Origin of the sequence: Nitratidesulfovibrio sp. 1201_IL3209, from assembly GCF_036763125.1 — a bacterium.
GTDB lineage: Bacteria > Desulfobacterota > Desulfovibrionia > Desulfovibrionales > Desulfovibrionaceae > Cupidesulfovibrio.
Genome location: NZ_JBAIYT010000023.1, coordinates 37,476 through 54,455 on the forward strand (window position 1 = coordinate 37,476; position 16,980 = coordinate 54,455).

Consider the following 16,980-nt stretch of genomic DNA (forward strand, 5'->3'; position numbering starts at 1 on the left):
GCCCGTCATCGGATTCGCCGCCCCTTCCGCACCTGTCTTCCATGTACGCTTGCGCACCGTTTGCTCCGGTGCCGCCCCAACCCGCCTGGCGCAGCCCCGCGGCGGTCTGTCCGCTTTTTCATACGCTTTTTTTCCGCAATGTTGTCATTCAGATAGGGCATGGTTTCCTTCCCCACGGGCATGAACGTCTGGCCCTGGAACGCAATGCGTGTACGGGCGGGAAAATTATCATGCACTATCTGTCCAGATCGGACTAGACTCCTTCCCCCTCCATAGTGTCGATCCGGTTCTTTCCGGTTTTTCCGTCCTTTCCGACAGGGCTTGTCCATTTTTTTTCCCTGAGAGGGGGAAGAAGTGTGAAAAACTAATTGCTCTAACGCCGTAACCATGGATAATGATAAGTAGACTTATCTTGTCCTTTCTGCCTGCGGAAAAGAGGATGGCCCATGACGCTATTGTCCATGCCGCTGCTGCCTGTCCGTTCTTTCGTTCCTGAGGCATGTTCTTCCGCAGCCATTGTCCGCTGCCTGTTGCTTTTGTTTCTTCCTTGCATGCTGTTTGCCTGCGCCAAGGTGGGGCCCGACTTCAGCCCCCCGGACGCCGCCATGCCCGCCGGATGGCAGGATGCCGCCGCGCCGGGCGTCTCCGTTGGCCGCGAGGTGAGCGAGGAATGGTGGCGCACCTTCGGGGACCCCGCCTTGGATGGGCTGGTGGCCGAAGCCCGCGGCGGCAACCTTTCGTTGCAGGTGGCCGCCTTGCGGGTGCTGGAAGCCCGCGCCCGCCTGGGCGTTGCCGTGGGCAACCTGTACCCGCAGCGCCAGCAGGCCACCGGCGGCCTGACCTGGACCCATCCCAGCGACCGCGCGCCCACGGCCCCCCAGCCGGGCACGGGCAGGAACAACCCCGACTACGTGCAGACCAGCGTGGGGCTGGACGCCGCGTGGGAGCTGGACTTCTGGGGCAAGTACCGGCGCGGGGTGGAGGCAGCCGACGCCGACCTGCGCGCCGCCGCGGCCGACTACGAGGCGGCCATGGTGGCCGTGACGGCCGAGGTGGCCCGCGCCTACGTCCTGTACCGCACGTTGCAGCAGCAACTGGCCATCGCGGACAACAACGTGGCCATCCAGCGCGAAAGCCTGCGCATCGCCACGGCCCGCTTCAACTACGGGGCCACCAGCGAGCGCGACATGCGCCAGGCCCTTTCGCTGCTGCGCGATACCGAAGCCTACATCCCCAGTCTGGCCCACTCGCTGCGCGAGGCCCGCAACGCCCTGTGCGTGCTGCTGGGCAAGCCGCCGCAGGACATCTCCGGCCAACTGGGGCTGGCCCCCATTCCCATGGCCCCGCCCGGCGTGGCGCTGGGCATTCCCGCCGACCTGCTGCGCCGCCGACCCGACGTGCGCAAGGCCGAATACGCGGCCGCCGGGCAGTGCGCCCGGCTGGGCGTGGCCAAGGCCGACTTCTATCCGGCCATCTCCCTGGGCGGCTTCGTGGGGTTCAGCGCCAGCAACGTGGGCGCCTTCAGCACGGGCGACACCTTCTCGCACGGGTTCACGGCCTACGGCGGCCCCAGCCTGACGTTGCCGCTGTTCAACTACGGGCGCATCGTGAACAACGTGCGGGCCCAGGACGCCCGGTTCCAGCAGGCCCTGACGGCCTACCGCGAAACGGTGCTGGCCGCCCTGCGCGAAACCGAGGACGGCATCGACCGCTACCTCAATGCGCAGGGCAGGGCGGCCCTGCTGGCCGAAAGCGCCGCCGACGCCGCCCGGTCGCTGGAACTGGCCATGGTCCAGTACCAGGAAGGCTCCACCGACTTCACCACGGTGCTCACCGCCGCGCGCGACCTTTCCACCCGTCAGGACGCTCTGGCCCAGGCCGGGGGCGAGATCAGCCAGAGCCTGGTGGCCGTGTTCAAGGCGCTGGGCGGCGGCTGGCGCACCCTGCCCGAGGGCGGACCCATCCCGCTCGAAACGCTGCGCGAGATGCGCGCGCGCACCGACTGGGGCGCGCTGCCCGGCGAGAAGGGCGCCGTGCCCGCCGGTGGCGATGTCCGCCTGCCCGACCTCTAGAAGCCCACGGAACACACCCCGTTCGCATGGAGATTCCGATGACGCGCCATCCCCTCGTTTTTCAGGTTCTCCGCCCGGCGTTTCTGGCCCTGCTTTCCGTCCTCGCCGTCATTCCCCTTGCCGGGTGCGATTCGCGCAACGCCTTCGTGCCGCCCCCGCCGCCCAGGGTGACGGTGGCGCCGCCCAAGGTGGGCCCGGTGATCGAGTACATGGAGTTCACCGGCACCATCGCCCCGGTAGAGTCGGTGGACATCACCGCCCGGGTCACCGGCGTGCTGCGCACCGCGCAGTTCCGCGACGGGGCCATGGTCCGCAAGGGCGACCCGCTGTTCCTCATCGAGCCGGAACCGTTCCAGGCGGCCCTGCAACGGGCCGAGGCGGAACTGGAAGTGCAGCGCGCCGCGCTGGACCGGGCCGAGACGGAACTGGCCCGCAGCCGCAAGCTGCTGTCCGAGAAGGCCGGGTCCGAGGCGGACGTGGTGCGCTGGCAGCAGCAGCGGGACAGTTCCAAGGCGGGCATCAGCCGGGCCAGCGCCCAGATCGAGACGGCCCGCATCGACCTTGGCTACACGCGCATCGCCGCCCCCTTCGACGGCCAGATGACCCGCCGCCTGGTGGACCCCGGCAACGTGGTGGGCCCCGGCGCGGTGACCCGGCTGGCCACCATCGTGCGCCGCGACCAGGTGCACGTGTACTTCAACATCAATGAACGCGACCTGCTGCGGCTGATGGGAGACAAGCCCAAAAACGGCAAGACCGGAGCGCCGCCGGAACTGTCCCTGGAACTGGCCCTGGCCGACGAGGAAACCTTTCCCCATGCGGGCAGGCTGGAATACGCCGACCCCACGGTGGACCCGTCCACGGGCACGCTGCTGCTGCGCGGGATCTTCCCCAACACCGGGGGGCGGCTGGTGCCCGGCCTGTACGCGCGCATCCGCGTGCCCATGGGCAGGCGCGACGCGGCGCTGCTGGTGCCGGAACGCGCCCTGGGGCAGGACCAGTCGGGCTCGTACGTCATCGTCATCAACGCGCAGAACGTGGCCGAGCAGCGCCCGCTGAAGCTTGGTTCGCTGCATGACGGCTACCGGGTGGTGGAAAAGGGGCTGGAGGCGGGAGACCGCGTGGTGGTCAACGGCATGCAGCGCGCCCGGCCCGGCAGCCCCGTGGACCCGGTGACGGCCGACGCGGCGGCCCCCGGCGCGGGCCAAGGCGGCAAGGGAGACGGCAAGGGAGACGGCAAGCCCGCCGCCAGGCCCGCCGGATAGCGGCACCACACTCCCACCTGCGAGGCCCCCATGTTCGCCAAGTTCTTCATCGACCGGCCCATCCTCTCCAACGTCATCGGCATCGTGCTGATCCTCATCGGCGTCGTGTCGCTGCTCACGCTGCCCATCTCGCAGTATCCGGACATCACCCCGCCCACGGTGGAGGTGAAGGCCATCTACCCCGGCTCCAACTCGCTGGTGCTGGCCGACGTGGTGGGCGCGCCCATCGAGCAGGAAGTGAACGGCGTGGAGGACATGCTGTACATGTCGTCCAAGAGCGCCAACGACGGCACGTATTCCCTCACCATCACCTTCGCCCTGGGCACCGACATCGACATGGCCACGGTGCTGGTGCAGAACCGGGTCAACGTGGCCATGGCCCGCCTGCCCGACGAGGTGAAGCGCCAGGGCGTGACGGTGAAGAAGAAGTCCACCGCCATCCTCCAGGTGGTGACGCTGACCTCGCCCGACGGCAGCCACGACGACCTCTACCTGAGCAACTTCGCCTCGCTGCGGGTGCGCGACGAACTGGCGCGCATCCCCGGCGTGGGCGAGGCCATGGTGTTCGGCGCGGCCAGCTATTCCATGCGCGTGTGGCTGGACGCCCCGCGCCTGAAAAGCCTGGGCCTGACCACCAGGGACGTGGTCAACGCCATCAGCGAGCAGAACGTGCAGGTGGCCGCCGGGCAGATCGGCGCGCAGCCCGCGCCCGACACCCAGAACTTCCAGTTCACGGTGCAGACGCAGGGGCGGCTTTCCGAGGTTTCGGAATTCGAGGACATCATCATCCGCACGGCCACGGGCGGCCCCACCGGCCGCACCGTCCGGGTGCGCGACGTGGCCCGCGTGGAACTGGGCGGCCAGACCTACGACCTGTACGCCGAAAAGAGCGGCAAGCCCGCCTCGCTGGTGATCATCTACCAGCTGCCCGGCGCCAACGCGCTGGACGTGGCCGGAAAGGTCACCGCCGCCATGCAGCGCCTGGGCAAGGAGTTCCCGCCCGGCGTGGCCTGGGACATCCCCTACGACACCACCCGCTTCGTCGAGGCGGCCATCGAGCAGGTGTACCACACCCTGTTCGAGGCGGCCGTGCTGGTGCTGGCGGTGATCCTGATCTTCCTGCAGGACTGGCGGGCCACGCTGGTGCCCGCCACGGTGGTGCCCATCACCATCCTGGGCGGGTTCATGGCCATGATGGCCCTGGGCTTCTCGGTGAACCTGGTCACCCTGTTCGGCATCATCCTGGCCATCGGCATCGTGGTGGACGACGCCATCATCGTGGTGGAAGGGGCGGCGCACCACATGGAGCACGGCGATTCGGCGCGCGACGCCACCGTGAAGGCCATGGTGCAGCTGTTCGGCCCCATCATCGGCATCACTCTGGTGCTGTCGTGCGTGTTCCTGCCCGCGTCGTTCATGTCGGGCATCACCGGGCAGCTGTACCGCCAGTTCGCGCTGGTCATCGCCTCCACCGCGCTGGTCAGCGCGCTGCTGGCCGCCACCATGACCCCCGCCCAGTGCGCCCTGTTCCTGAAGCCCATCGTGCCGGGGCGCAACGCCTTCTACCGGGGCTTCAACAAGGCGTACGACGCGGTGGAGCGGTTCTTCGTCGCGCTGCTGAAGACCATGGTGCACCACGCCTGGACCACCATGCTGGTCTTCGTGGGGCTGATCTCGGTCACCTTCTGGTTCTTCTCGTCGCTGCCCACGGGCTTTCTGCCCGACGAGGACCAGGGCTACGCGCTGATGGCGGTGCAGTTGCCGGGCGCGTCGTCGCAGTCGCGCACCCGCGAGGTGACCGCCAAGCTCGACGCCATCCTTGCCGAAACACCGGGCGTGGCCAACTGGATCACCTTCGGCGGCATGTCCATCCTGAACAACGCCAACACCCCCAACTCGGCCACGGTCTTCGTCATGTACAAGGACTGGGCCGAACGGGGCGACCTGACGCAGGACAAGCTGGTGGCCGACCTGCGCCGCAAGACCGCCGCCATCCAGGAAGGCATGGTCCTGGTGGTCACCCCGCCGCCCATCCAGGGGCTGGGCAACGCGGGCGGCTTCGAGATGATGGTCCAGGACCGCGCCGCAACCGGGGCGCAGGCGCTGGAAAACGCGGCCTACGAGATGATCGGGGCCGGCCGGGGGCAGTCGGGCCTTGCCGGGGTGGCCACCACCTACACCGCCCGCACCCCGCAGTTGTACGTGGACGTGGACCGCACCAAGGTCAAGGATCACGGGGTGCAGCTGAGCGACGTGTTCAGCACCATGCAGGCCTACCTGGGCTCGTCGTACGTCAACGACTTCAACAAGTTCGGCAAGGCGTACCAGGTGCGCGTGCAGGCCGACAGCCGCTACCGGCTGGAGGCGGGGGACATCGGGCGGCTGGAGGTGCGCAACGCCGACGGCCACATGGTGCCCCTGGGCGCCATGACCGGCGTGCGCGACGTGGTGGGGCCCGACGTGGTGACCCGCTACAACCTGTACCCGGCCGCCTCGCTGATCGGCTCCGCCGCGCCGGGCTTCAGTTCCGGGCAGGCGCTGTCCCTGATGGAGGACATGGCCAGGCGCACCCTGCCGTCCACCATGGGCTTCGAGTGGACCACCATGGCCTACCAGGAAAAGGCCACCGGCAACGAGGCCTTCGCGGTGTTCGGCCTGGCGGTGCTGCTGGTGTTCCTGGTGCTGGCCGCCCAGTACGAAAGCTGGTCGGCCCCGGCGGCCATCATCCTGGTGGTGCCGCTGGCGCTGCTGGGCACCTGCATCGCCGTGTCCGCGCGCGGCATGGACAACAACGTCTACACCCAGATCGGCATCGTGCTGCTCATCGCGCTGGCGAGCAAGAACGCCATCCTCATCGTGGAGTTCGCGCGGGAGTTGCGCATGCACAAGGGCATGTCCATCCCCGAGGCCGCCGTGGAAGGCGCGCGCGCCCGGCTGCGGCCCATCCTGATGACCTCGTTCGCGTTCATCCTGGGCGTGGTGCCGCTGCTCACCGCCTCGGGCGCGGGCTCGGCCAGCCAGCGGGCCCTGGGCACGGCGGTGTTCGGGGGCATGCTGGCCTCCACCTTCCTCGCCGTCATGTTCGTGCCGGTCTTCTTCACCGTCATCCAACGCCTGAGCGAGCGCGGCACGCCGCCGAGCGCCAAGGCGCAACCCGACAACGCCCATCAGAGGTAGCCATGACCATCGTTTCCCGCATCACGTCGTGTATCGCCCTGGCCCTGCTGCTCGCGGTCACCGGCTGCGCAGCGCACAAGATGGAGGCGGAGCCCTCCGGTTTTCTCAAGGACTACGGCAAGCTGAAGCAGGGGCGCGACGACCAGGCCGGGCTGATCTGGATCAAGTCCGGCGTCAACGCCAAGGACTACGACGCCGTGCTCATCGACCGGCCCAAGGCCTGGATCAAGCCCGACGCGCCGTTCAAGGGCGTGGACGCCAAGGAACTGGACGCGCTGCTGACCCTGTTCGGCGATGCCCTGGTGCGCGAGGCGGGCAAGAGCTACCGCGTGGTGGCCGAACCCGGCCCGCGCGTGCTGGTGCTGCGCACCGCCCTGACCGAACTGGTGCCCGGCGAGCCGGTCAGCGGCACGCTGACGTCCATCATTCCCATCGGCATCGCCGTGTCCGGGGCCAGCCGGGCCGTGAGCGGCGAGCACATCGGCGTGGGCGAGGCCGCCATGGAAATGGAGATGCTTGACGGCGGCAGCGGCGCCCAGCTTGCCGCCGCGGTGGACCGCCGCAGCGGCACCAAGGCCCCCCTGCGCGGGTCCATGCAGGATGCCCAGGACGCCTGCGAGTACTGGGCCAAGCTGCTGGGCAAGCGGCTGGCGGAATTCAAGGCGGGCAACCTGCGCCCGTAGGCCCCGTGCGGGGAGTGGGGGTTGACCCTTCCCCCGCGGGGAGCGCATGACTGTCGGGGGCGGCGGGCGCGCGGGCGGCCGCGTTGCTCGTCCCCCCATGCGCAGGCTGCGCATCGCACCCGTCCCGTCGGCGCTCGTTCCGGCAGCGTCCGGCCCGCAACAGGTTGCCACATGCCACATCCCGCCACACTCACCGTCACCAGTTCCGGCACGCCGGGGGGCGCCAGCCTGCGCCTTGCCGTGGGCGGGGCCTGGAACCTGGCCGCCCCGCCGCAGGCCGCCGCCCGCGCGGCGGCGCTGGCCCGGCTGCGCGAGCCGGGCGTCGCGTCCGTGGTCCTGGCGGCCGAAGACCTGGACGCCTGGGACAGCAGCCTGGCCATCTTCGTGGCCGGGGTGATCCGCGCCTGCCGCGAACGCGACCTTGCCGTGGACATCAGCGGCCTGCCCGCCGGGCTGACCCGGCTGGTGGACCTGGCCTTCGCCGTGCCCGAGCGCGCCGGGGCCGCCCGGGGCGATGCGCGGCCGGGCCTGCTGGAGCGCATCGGCGGGGCGGTGCTGGCCCTGCCCAGGCCCGTGGGATCGACCCTGGACTTCATCGGCGAGGTGGCCTCCGCCCTGTCCCGGCTGGCACGCGGCCGGGCGGACATGCGGCGGCGCGACCTGTTGCAGTTCATGTCCGAAAGCGGCTCCGCCGCGCTGCCCATCGTCTCGCTGATCAGCCTGCTGGTGGGGCTCATCCTGGCCTTCGTGGGGGCGGTGCAACTGCGGGTGTTCGGCGCGCAGATCTACGTGGCCAGCCTGGTGGCCATCGCCATGGTGCGGGTGATGGGGGCCATCATGACCGGCATCACCATGGCCGGGCGCACCGGGGCGTCCTATGCGGCCATCCTGGGCACCATGCAGGTCAACGAAGAGGTGGACGCCCTGGCCACCATGGGCCTGCGCCCGGTGGAACAGCTGGTGCTGCCGCGCCTGCTGGCCCTGGTGGTGATGCTGCCGCTGCTGACCATCTACGCGGACGTCATGGGCATGCTGGGCGGGTTCATCGTGGGGGTGTTCATGCTGGGCCTGAGCCCCATGGAATACCTGAACGCCACGCGCGAGGCCATGACCATGGCCAACGTGTGGATAGGCATCACCCACGGGGCGGTGTTCGGCGTGGTGGTGGCGCTGTGCGGCTGCTACCACGGCATGCGCTGCGGCCGCAGCGCCTCGGCCGTGGGCGCGGCCACCACGGCGGCGGTGGTCAGCGGCATCGTGTCCATCATCGTGTGCACCGCGTTCATCACCGTGGCCTGCGAGGTGTTGGGCATATGAGCCGGATCACGCAACTTCCCGCGCAACTTCCCACGCAATTTCCCGCCACCCGGCCCCCCGCGCCGCACATCCGGGTGCGCGACCTGACCGTGGCCTACGGCCCGTTCGTGCTCATGCGCGGGCTGAACTTCGACATCGGGCGCGGCGACATCTTCATCATCATGGGCGGCAGCGGCTGCGGCAAGTCCACCCTGCTCAAGGTGCTGGTGGGGCTGAAGCAGCCCGCTTCGGGCACCGTGCACTACGGCGCCACCGACTTCTGGGGCGGCTCTCCGGCCGTGCGCGACGAGGTGATGCGCCGCGCGGGCATCCTGTACCAGAGCGGCGCGTTGTGGAGTTCCATGACCCTGGCCGAGAACGTGGCCCTGCCGCTGGAGCAGTACACCAGCCTTTCCCCGTCCGAGGTGGCCGACGTGGTGGCCTTCAAGCTGGCCCTCGTGGGGTTGGCGGGCTTCGAGCGGTTCTACCCTTCGGAGATCAGCGGCGGCATGCGCAAGCGGGCCGGGCTGGCCCGTGCCCTTGCGCTGGACCCGGAGATCGTCTTCTTCGACGAGCCGTCGGCCGGGCTGGACCCGGTGAGCGCCCGGCTGCTGGACGACCTGATCCTGGAACTGCGCGAAAGCCTGGGCACCACCATCGTGGTGGTCACCCACGAACTGGCGTCCATTTTCGCCATCGGCACCAATTCGGTGTTCCTGGACGTGGAAACGCGCACCATGACCGCCAGCGGCAACCCCAACGACATCCTGCGCGAGGCGCGCGACCCCAAGGCCGTGCGCTTCCTGACCCGGGGCGAATCGTCCATGGGCGCGGCGCGCAGGCCCGAACCGCGCGCCGCGACATCGATGGACGCCGGGGTGGACGCCGGGGCGCAGGCGGCGGACGACGACGCAACCGGACCGGATGCATCATCCAGCGGCAAGGAGGAACGGTAATGGCGCGCGAAGCCAACAAGGCCATGCTCGGCGCGTTCGTGGTGGGGGCGCTGGCGCTGCTGGCGGCGGCGGTGCTGCTGTTCGGCTCCGGCAGGTTCATGAAGGACCGGCCGCAACTGGTGCTCTATTTCAAGGGGTCGGTGCGCGGGCTGAACATCGGCGCGCCCGTGGTCTTCCGGGGGGTGCCCGTCGGCAGCGTGACGGAGATCCGCCTGATCCACGACCCCGACACCCTGGCGTTCTTCATCCCGGTGTTCATCGAGTTCGAGCCGGAGCGCATCCTGAACATGAAGGACGGCACCGTGGTGGAGCGCAAGGGCGACTACCGGGTGCTCGGGCAGCTCGTCGAGAAGGGGTTGCGGGCACGGCTGGCGTTGCAGAGCTTCGTCACCGGGCAATTGATGATCGAACTGGATTTCGAACCGGGCAGTGAACTGGTGCTGCGCGGCGACGGCAAGACACCCGAACTGCCCACGCTGCCCTCGCCCATGGAGGAACTGACCCGCACCCTCCAGAACCTGCCCATCGAAAGCATCATGGCCCAGTTGAACGAGGCCGTGACCGGGCTGAACAGGATGGTCAACTCGCCCGTGGTGGCCGACACCGCCGCCAGCCTCAACGAGACCTTGCAGGAAGTGCGCCGGCTGGTGGCCTCTGTGAACACGCAGGTGGGCCCCGTGGGCCAGTCGCTGGCCGGGGCGGCGCAGCGCTACGGCGCGCTGGCGGACAAGCTGGACCGGCAGTTGCCGGACACCCTGGCCCAGGCCACCCGGACGCTGGAATCGCTGTCGGCCGCGTCCGCGCGGGCGGAGGCGGCCCTGGCCGCCGCCCACTCCACCATCCGCGACGATTCGCGCACCATGACCGAGGTGCAGCAGGCCCTGCGCGAGATGGGAGCCGCCGCCCGGTCGCTGCGGGCCCTGGCCGAATACCTGGAACGTCACCCCGAGGCCTTGCTGCGAGGCAAAGGAGAGTACCGCTGATGAACGCCGCCGTGCATCGCCGAGGCCCCGCGTCCCGTTCCGGGCCGCTGCCCGCCCCTGTCCTGTTGGCTGCCCTGTGGGCGGTCCTGCTGCTGGCGTGCCTGTCGTTGTCCGGCTGCGCGGGCAGCAGCGCCGCCACGCGGTTCTACCTGCTCTCGCGCCCGGCGGGTGGCGTTGCCGGCGGCGTGTCCGGCCTGTCTGGCAGGCCTGGCGTGTCTGGCGAATCGGGCGCGCCGCAGGCGCGGGTGGCGGTGGGGCCTGTCAGCGTGGCCTCGTACCTGGACCGCCCGCAGATCGTCACCCGCGAGGGCGACGGGGTGCGCCTCGGGCTGGCGGAGTTCGACCGCTGGGCCGAACCGCTGGCCGAAAGCCTGCCCCGCGTGCTGGCGGAGGACATCTCCCGCGCGCTGGGCGGCGGCCGGGTGCTGGTGTTCCCCGGGACCGGGGCCGCCAGGGCCGAGGACGCCGACATCCGCGTGGCCGTGGACGTGAACCGGCTGGACGGCAGCCTTGGCGGCACGGTGGTGCTGGACGCCTGGTGGGCGCTGCTGGACCGTTCCGGCGCCACGCTGCGCCGGGGCAGGGTGGTCGAGCGCCGTGCCGCCGGTGGCGACTACGCCGCCATGGTCACGGCGCAGGGGGCGCTGGCGGCCACCCTGGCCGACACCGTGGCGGCCGCCGTGCGCGAAGTGCTGCCCAGGCCCTGATCCGCCCCCCGGATACGTGACGGCGGACAGCGTGGATATCCACGCCGGACCGGCCGCCACAGGCCGACAGGTCGGCCGGTCGGGCTGGTCGGGGCGAACGGCAAGACGAGAGGGTAGAACCATGGCCTCCCTGTCCATGGCGCTTTGCGTGCTGTGCGCCGTTACCGTGGCGCTGCTGCTGGTGCACGGCCATCTGGACGGCGACCGGCACGACCTGCGCCTGCTGGCGTGGGGCAAGGGCATGCAGGCCGCGGGCTGGCTGGGCTTCGGCTTTGCCGCCACGCTCCCGGAGGTGTTGCCGCCATTCCGTTACCTGCTGCTGCTGGGGTTGGGCGTGGAGGCGTTGGCCATCGTGCGGGTGCGCACCGGCCGTCCGGAGCGGGGACTGCCCTGGCTGATCGCGCTGGCGGCGCTGCACGCGCTGCTGGCCGTGTCCGTGTCCGGACGGGCCTTCGAGGTGCGGGCCTTCGCGCAGACCCTGGCGGCGGCCGCGCTGTTCCTGCCCTGCGGTGTATTGCTGCTTGCCGCGCGCGACGTGAAGTCGTTGCGACTGTACCGGGTGACCGGCGGCGCGTACCTGCTGGTGGCGGCGTTCACGCTGGCCAGGGGCGGCTATCTGCTGGCCCGGCACGAGGGGGCGGACATGCCCGCCGTGCCGCACATGGAGATGGTGGGCCTGCTGCTGTTGCAGGCGCTGGCGTTCATCGGGTGCGTGTGGTTCGTGGTGGTGCTGCGCGAACGGTACGAGGCGCACATCCACCGCCTGGCCACCATCGACCCCCTGACCGGGCTGCCCAACCGCCGCCACTTCCTGTCCGCCGTGGAACCCCTGCTGGCCCTTGCCGCGCGCAAGGGCACGCCGGTGGGGGTGATCATCTTCGACGTGGACCACTTCAAGCGGATCAACGATACCCATGGCCACCCCGTGGGCGACGCGGTGCTGCGTTGCATCGGCGAGGTGCTGCCCACGCTGGTGCGCGGCTACGACGCCATCTGCCGCCACGGCGGCGAGGAGTTCGCGGTGCTGCTGCCCGACGCCGACGACGCCATGACCGACCTGGTGGGCGAGCGCATCCGCCAGGGGCTGGAGCGGGCCGGGCGACTGGCGGCGGAGGAGGGCAGTGCGGTGGTGTTCACCGTGAGCGTGGGCGGCGCCTGCCGCGTGCCGGGCGGCCCGCAGGACCTGGACGGCATGCTGGCCGCGGCCGATGCGGCCCTGTACGAGGCCAAGCACGGCGGCCGCAACGCCTACCGGCGGCACGGGGGCTGACGGGGCGGCGGCATCGCGGAGTCCCCGTCACGGGTGGGGAATCACCGCTCCGCGTTCGCTCCCGCCCGCGTCCCGGTCCCGCCCTTGTCGTCGTTGTCACCCCTGTCACCCCTGTCGCCGCCGGGGGCATCGCCGTTGCCGAAGTCTCTTCCCCCCTTGCCGATGAAGGTCAGGAAGCGTTCCGCGTCGGCGTGGCCGGGCAGCGGCGTTATGCTCATGCGGCCATCCACGGACTGGGCCAGCATGGGGGCGTCGTGCCCCGCCACGTCCACCACGCCCTTGATGCGGAAATAGCGCCTCGATTCCCATTCCAGCAGGGATTCCAGCTGGGACAGGGCCATGGGGGCATGCACCCGCACGGTCTCGGCCGCGTAGCCGTCGTCGGCGTGGGTGGCAGGGCCGCCGGGGAACGCGGGGTCCCTGAACCGGGGCAGGCCGCGCGGCCGCCTTTCCGGCCGCGGGGCGCCCGCCTCCGTCAGCAGGCCGAAGGGGATGGCTCCTTCCGTGGCCTCGTGCAGCATGGCCCCGGGGTTGATGCGGGCCGCCATGGCGTGGGCGGCCTCGATGTGTTCCGGCCCGGCGATGTCGATCTTGTTGAGCACCAGGATGTCCGCCGCGGCCACCTGGTCCCTGGCCACCCTGCTTTCGCGCAGGGCGTTGGCGAACGAGACGGTATCCACCACGGTGATCACCGCGCCCCGGTCCACCAGGTCGGACACCTCGTGCAATTCGTCGAGCAGGTTCAGGGGGTTGGCCAGCCCGCTGGTTTCCAGCACCACCACGTCCGGGGTGAACCGGTCCAGCACCTGGGCCAGGCCGTGCCGCAACCGCCCGGACAGGGAGCAGCACACGCAGCCCTCGTCGGCCTCCACCACGCGGCAGCCGTCTTCCAGCAGCTTGCCGTCAAGCCCCACGGCTCCGATCTCGTTCTGGATGACCGCCACGAAGCGGTCGCGTTGCAGGTTGTATTCGACGAAGTGGCGCAGCAGCGTGGTCTTGCCGGACCCCAGAAACCCCGTGAGCACCAGCAGCGGCGGGCGCGGCCCCCCGCCGCAGGATACGGTCCCGGCGGCCTTTGCGCCGCCCATCCAGCCGGGACGGTGCGCGGTCATCCACGGCTGGGCGTGCAGCGGGCCCGTGTCCGCAGGCCGCCACGGCGCGGCGCGGCCCTCTGGCGGGGTGCCGTAGGCCAGGGCCACGGAGATGCGCCGGACGCCGGGCGCGGGCACGTTGCGGTATTCCCCGGCGCGGGTGAACCGGCCCTGCCAGCCGGGCCGCACGGCGTAGCGGCAGGCCACGGGCGCTTCGCCCAGCACGAAGCTGGCGCTGGCCGCCAGGCAGCGGAACAGGCGCAGGGCCATGCCGAAGGACGGGATGTCGCTTTCCGCGTCTCCGGGATGCACCACGTAGGGATCGGCCGTGCCCGTGCCACGTGCCGTTCCTTCCGGTGCGGGGGTGGAGTCCGGGGGCATGCCTTCGGACTGGCGAATACCATCGGCGGCGATGACGCGGGTGCGCGACAGGCCGGACAGTTCCAGCCGCAGCATCCCGCCCAGCCTGCCCGCCGCCACGCGCAGCGTGCCCACCCGGAACAGGGTGCGCATGGCGTGCGCGGACGGAAATTCGCGGACGTTGTCCCAGTAGTCGGGAAGCAGGGTGGCCACCCCGGCGGCCAGGGAAAAGCGCTCGGCGCGCGGTTCGTCGGGGTGGGGGAAATAGTGCAGCGAAAAGGCGCCCGCCAGCGTGCCGCCGGACATGCGCTCGCCTTCGAACAGCATGCCGAACACGCCGGGGCTGCCGTGCAGCTTGCAGGTCCAGCCTTCGCCGTGGGCGACGGTGGGGCGGATGCCCCGCCACCCCAGGGCGCGGGCCTCGGGCCGGTGAAACTGGGTGCGCAGCAGCAGGGCGCGCAGCATGCCCGCCGTCCAGCAGCCATGTCCCTGATCGATGGGAACGGGAGTGATCACGCGCAGGTCCATTGGGTCCCCCTTGCGGGGCCGTGCCCCGCCCCGTCCGGCCTGATGCTGCCGGTCCGAGGATAGCCGTTCGGCGATGTTTGCCCGGCGACCGGCCGGGCGGCGCATGCCGGTGTGCCCCGGCATGCCGCTGCTCTCGCGGGCATGCCGGGGCGTCCGGATGTGGCGGTTTCCAGGCTGACGGAGTCGGAGTTATTCCAGTTCCCGGCCCGTGGTTTCGGGCAAGAGAAGCACCAGCACCAATCCCAGAAGGAAACACGCCCCGATCAGCAGGAAGGCGGGGCCGAGCCCGTACACGCCGGCAAGGCTGCCGATGATGAAGGGAGCGAAGGCGCTGATGGCGCGCGCCGAATTATAGATGATGCCTTGCGCCGTCGCCCGCATGCGTGTGGGAAAGAGTTCGGCGATGAGCGGGCCGAATCCGGATGCGAAACCTGCCCCGAAGAAGACCAGGAAGGGGCCGATGCACAGCAGGGCTATGGGATCCCGGGTCATGGAATAGATGGGCACGAGGATGGTGGCCACAAGGAAGAAGATGGTGAATGCCTTTTTGCGGCCGATGGCGTCGGCTATGAAGCCGAACAGCACGTATCCGAACCATCCTCCCACCTGCATGACGATGACCCAGGTGGCGCTTTTGAAGATGTTGAGACCAGCCCCGCCCTGCTCCGGCGGCAGGGAAAGATAGCCGGGGATCCAGCTGAAGAGGCCCCAGTAGGTGAACAGGTGCATCAGGCTGAGGCCGAAGGCGAGGAACGTGTATTTGCGGTTTTGGGCCGAAAAAAGCTCGGCGACATTGGCCAGGATGTTTCTTTCCTTCTTGGCGGACTTTTCCTTTTCCTTATGCTCGACCCATATGGCGGGCTCTTCGACGTGACGCCGGACCCACAACGTGAAAAGCGCCGGCAAGATCCCAACGAAGAAGACGACCCTCCAGCCGAAGTGCGGCAGCACGATGGCGGTGACCAGTGCGGCCGCCGCGTATCCCAGGGCCCAGCAGCTCTGCATCAGTCCCATGGCCTTGCCTCTGTGCTTGGCGGGCCAGGTTTCGGTCACCAGGGCTGCCCCTGCGGTCCATTCCCCGCCCATGCCCAGGCCCAGGATGAAACGGAAAACGAGCAATTGGGTCATGGTCTGCGAGAAACCGCACGCGGCTGTGAACACGGAGTAGGTAAGGATGCTCAAGGTAAGGGAGAACTTCCGTCCCCACTTGTCCGCGATGAGACCGAACAGCATGCCGCCGATGCCCGAGGCGACCAGGGTGGCCGTGGTCAGCAGGCCCGCCTGGCTTGTGGTGAGCTGCAGCTCGGCCATGATGTGAACGATGACCATGGCGTAGAGCATGACGTCCATTGAATCGAGGGCCCAGCCCAAGCCGCCGGCGATGACCGTACGCCATTGCCTGGGAGAGACTTCCTGGTGCCATTTTGCCGCGGGGATGGTAATTGCGGTTTCCGTTGACATGCATTGCCCCTCATATCGGAAAATTACAGGGTTTTCTGCCACACTACGCTGTTGCCATGCGCATAGCGGACTATCTTTCCGCGTTGCATGAGAGCAACCATCCATGCCTGGATGGAATTTTCGGGAATGGGAGAGAATGAGTCGAACGGATCTTCAGGAAAGATACGTCTTCGAAGATCGCTGATGGTTCGTGACGTATCAAGCAGGGACAGTATGGACATTTCAAGGTGCAGATGTCGTCCAATGATTTGATCGAGCCAGATGGCGGCATCGGAGATGCCGAGATAGTGGCCGTGCCCGCAGTATGACGGTTCGAGATCACGAATGCGGCGCAGGCTGGCCAGGCAATGTTCGGCGTTGCCGATGGGATAGGGGCGGCAGGGATTCACCCAAAAGGTCAGATCGCCAGTATAGACGCTGCCGCTTGCCGGAACATGCACGCTCAGGCTGCCGGGTGAATGCCCCGGCGTATGCAGAAGACGCAGTTCAAGACCATCGAGATCCAGGGAGACGTCTTCAGAGATGAAAAGATCGGCGTTCACGGGCACGGTGAAGAATCGTTCCATTGCGCCGCGCATGTTCCTGATGGTTTCGTCGGTGAAGCCCAGATCGAGCCAGGCGTCCTGCATGGAACATCCATAGGCCCGGCCCATGGCGTCCGGATCGAACAGGATCAGGGGGGTTTCCAGCAGGGGGCGGTCAAGGGCGTGGGCCACGACGAGGCCGCCAAACTCCTCCCGCAACCGGTGCGCGTTGCCCACATGGTCATAATGGTCGTGCGTGAGCACGATGTATCTGGGCTTCACATGGTGGGCACGGAGCGCGGCCGCCAGAACCGCGTAGCAGGCATCATGCCTTCCCGTGTCCACAATGCAGGCCGATTTGCCCTTGATGATCACATAGATGGAAGAAACGGTTCCTTCCTGTCTGTTTTCTTCCGCTGTCTGGGCGTGGGGGCCGCAGACCATGAAGCCATCTGGCGTCGGGTGAACGCTGAAAGGAGTGTGGGGAGAGGGAGGGGGCATCCATAACCTCCAGTAGTGCGGAGTTCGAGAAGACAAGGGCGTGGCGGCCAGGCGCGCTGATTGATGCACGTCTGTTCCAAGGGGGTTGAGGAATGACGCTCCGGTA

At 69.0% G+C, this 16,980-nt stretch carries 12 protein-coding genes; 9 read left to right on the forward strand and 3 right to left on the reverse strand.

Translation table 11 applies throughout. The features are described from left to right. The first annotated feature begins 461 nt into the window (after window positions 1-461). The 9 genes from V6B97_RS11515 (at window position 462) to V6B97_RS11555 (ending at window position 12,409) form a co-directional block, all read left to right on the forward strand. Window positions 462-2,072 (forward strand): efflux transporter outer membrane subunit, encoded by a 1,611-nt coding sequence (locus V6B97_RS11515; protein WP_333506678.1) that lies wholly within the window; start codon window positions 462-464, stop codon window positions 2,070-2,072. A 38-nt stretch (window positions 2,073-2,110) separates the two neighbouring features. Next, window positions 2,111-3,337 (forward strand): efflux RND transporter periplasmic adaptor subunit, encoded by a 1,227-nt coding sequence (locus V6B97_RS11520; protein WP_333506656.1) that lies wholly within the window; start codon window positions 2,111-2,113, stop codon window positions 3,335-3,337. Window positions 3,338-3,367: 30 nt separating this feature from the next. Next, a complete protein-coding gene (locus tag V6B97_RS11525) occupies window positions 3,368-6,514 on the forward strand; it encodes an efflux RND transporter permease subunit (RefSeq protein WP_333506657.1) in 3,147 nt (1,048 codons plus the stop codon). 2 nt (window positions 6,515-6,516) lie between these two features. Further along, window positions 6,517-7,197 (forward strand): DUF3313 domain-containing protein, encoded by a 681-nt coding sequence (locus V6B97_RS11530; RefSeq protein ID WP_333506658.1) that lies wholly within the window; start codon window positions 6,517-6,519, stop codon window positions 7,195-7,197. Between the two features lie 171 nt (window positions 7,198-7,368). Next, window positions 7,369-8,514 (forward strand): MlaE family ABC transporter permease, encoded by a 1,146-nt coding sequence (locus V6B97_RS11535; protein WP_333506659.1) that lies wholly within the window; start codon window positions 7,369-7,371, stop codon window positions 8,512-8,514. Beyond that, on the forward strand, window positions 8,511-9,449 hold the full coding sequence (locus tag V6B97_RS11540; protein WP_442935486.1) for an ABC transporter ATP-binding protein: 939 nt from the start codon (window positions 8,511-8,513) through the stop codon (window positions 9,447-9,449). The genes V6B97_RS11535 and V6B97_RS11540 overlap by 4 nt, the downstream gene beginning before the upstream one ends. Further along, on the forward strand, window positions 9,449-10,432 hold the full coding sequence (locus tag V6B97_RS11545) for an MlaD family protein (protein WP_333506660.1): 984 nt from the start codon (window positions 9,449-9,451) through the stop codon (window positions 10,430-10,432). The genes V6B97_RS11540 and V6B97_RS11545 overlap by 1 nt, the downstream gene beginning before the upstream one ends. Then, window positions 10,432-11,139: a PqiC family protein gene (locus V6B97_RS11550; RefSeq protein WP_333506661.1), complete on the forward strand. Its 708-nt coding sequence runs from the start codon at window positions 10,432-10,434 to the stop codon at window positions 11,137-11,139. The genes V6B97_RS11545 and V6B97_RS11550 overlap by 1 nt, the downstream gene beginning before the upstream one ends. Before the next feature lie 121 nt (window positions 11,140-11,260). Continuing rightward, window positions 11,261-12,409, forward strand: a complete 1,149-nt coding sequence (locus tag V6B97_RS11555; RefSeq protein WP_333506662.1) for a GGDEF domain-containing protein — start codon at window positions 11,261-11,263, stop codon at window positions 12,407-12,409. A 41-nt stretch (window positions 12,410-12,450) separates the two neighbouring features. On the opposite strand, the gene V6B97_RS11560 is transcribed toward V6B97_RS11555, so the two are convergent. From V6B97_RS11560 to V6B97_RS11570, 3 genes are all read right to left on the reverse strand, one after another. Beyond that, entirely contained in the window at window positions 12,451-14,388 is a 1,938-nt protein-coding gene (locus V6B97_RS11560) for a CobW family GTP-binding protein (RefSeq protein WP_333506663.1), read from the reverse strand. Window positions 14,389-14,577: 189 nt separating this feature from the next. Then, window positions 14,578-15,849, reverse strand: a complete 1,272-nt coding sequence (locus tag V6B97_RS11565; RefSeq protein WP_333506664.1) for an MFS transporter — start codon at window positions 15,847-15,849, stop codon at window positions 14,578-14,580. Window positions 15,850-15,872: 23 nt separating this feature from the next. Then, on the reverse strand, window positions 15,873-16,817 hold the full coding sequence (locus tag V6B97_RS11570) for an MBL fold metallo-hydrolase (protein WP_333506665.1): 945 nt from the start codon (window positions 16,815-16,817) through the stop codon (window positions 15,873-15,875). Between the last annotated feature and the right edge of the window lie 163 nt (window positions 16,818-16,980).

Bases quoted from the DNA above. Each gene is read 5' to 3' on its own strand.
- V6B97_RS11515 (WP_333506678.1), top strand. From the start codon at position 462: ATGCCGCTGCTGCCTGTCCGTTCTTTCGTTCCTGAGGCATGTTCTTCC.
- V6B97_RS11520 (WP_333506656.1), top strand. From the start codon at position 2,111: ATGACGCGCCATCCCCTCGTTTTTCAGGTTCTCCGCCCGGCGTTTCTG.
- V6B97_RS11525 (WP_333506657.1), top strand. From the start codon at position 3,368: ATGTTCGCCAAGTTCTTCATCGACCGGCCCATCCTCTCCAACGTCATC.
- V6B97_RS11530 (WP_333506658.1), top strand. From the start codon at position 6,517: ATGACCATCGTTTCCCGCATCACGTCGTGTATCGCCCTGGCCCTGCTG.
- V6B97_RS11535 (WP_333506659.1), top strand. From the start codon at position 7,369: ATGCCACATCCCGCCACACTCACCGTCACCAGTTCCGGCACGCCGGGG.
- V6B97_RS11540 (WP_442935486.1), top strand. From the start codon at position 8,511: ATGAGCCGGATCACGCAACTTCCCGCGCAACTTCCCACGCAATTTCCC.
- V6B97_RS11545 (WP_333506660.1), top strand. From the start codon at position 9,449: ATGGCGCGCGAAGCCAACAAGGCCATGCTCGGCGCGTTCGTGGTGGGG.
- V6B97_RS11550 (WP_333506661.1), top strand. From the start codon at position 10,432: ATGAACGCCGCCGTGCATCGCCGAGGCCCCGCGTCCCGTTCCGGGCCG.
- V6B97_RS11555 (WP_333506662.1), top strand. From the start codon at position 11,261: ATGGCCTCCCTGTCCATGGCGCTTTGCGTGCTGTGCGCCGTTACCGTG.
- V6B97_RS11560 (WP_333506663.1), bottom strand. From the start codon at position 14,388: ATGGACCTGCGCGTGATCACTCCCGTTCCCATCGATCAGGGACATGGC.
- V6B97_RS11565 (WP_333506664.1), bottom strand. From the start codon at position 15,849: ATGTCAACGGAAACCGCAATTACCATCCCCGCGGCAAAATGGCACCAG.
- V6B97_RS11570 (WP_333506665.1), bottom strand. From the start codon at position 16,817: ATGGTCTGCGGCCCCCACGCCCAGACAGCGGAAGAAAACAGACAGGAA.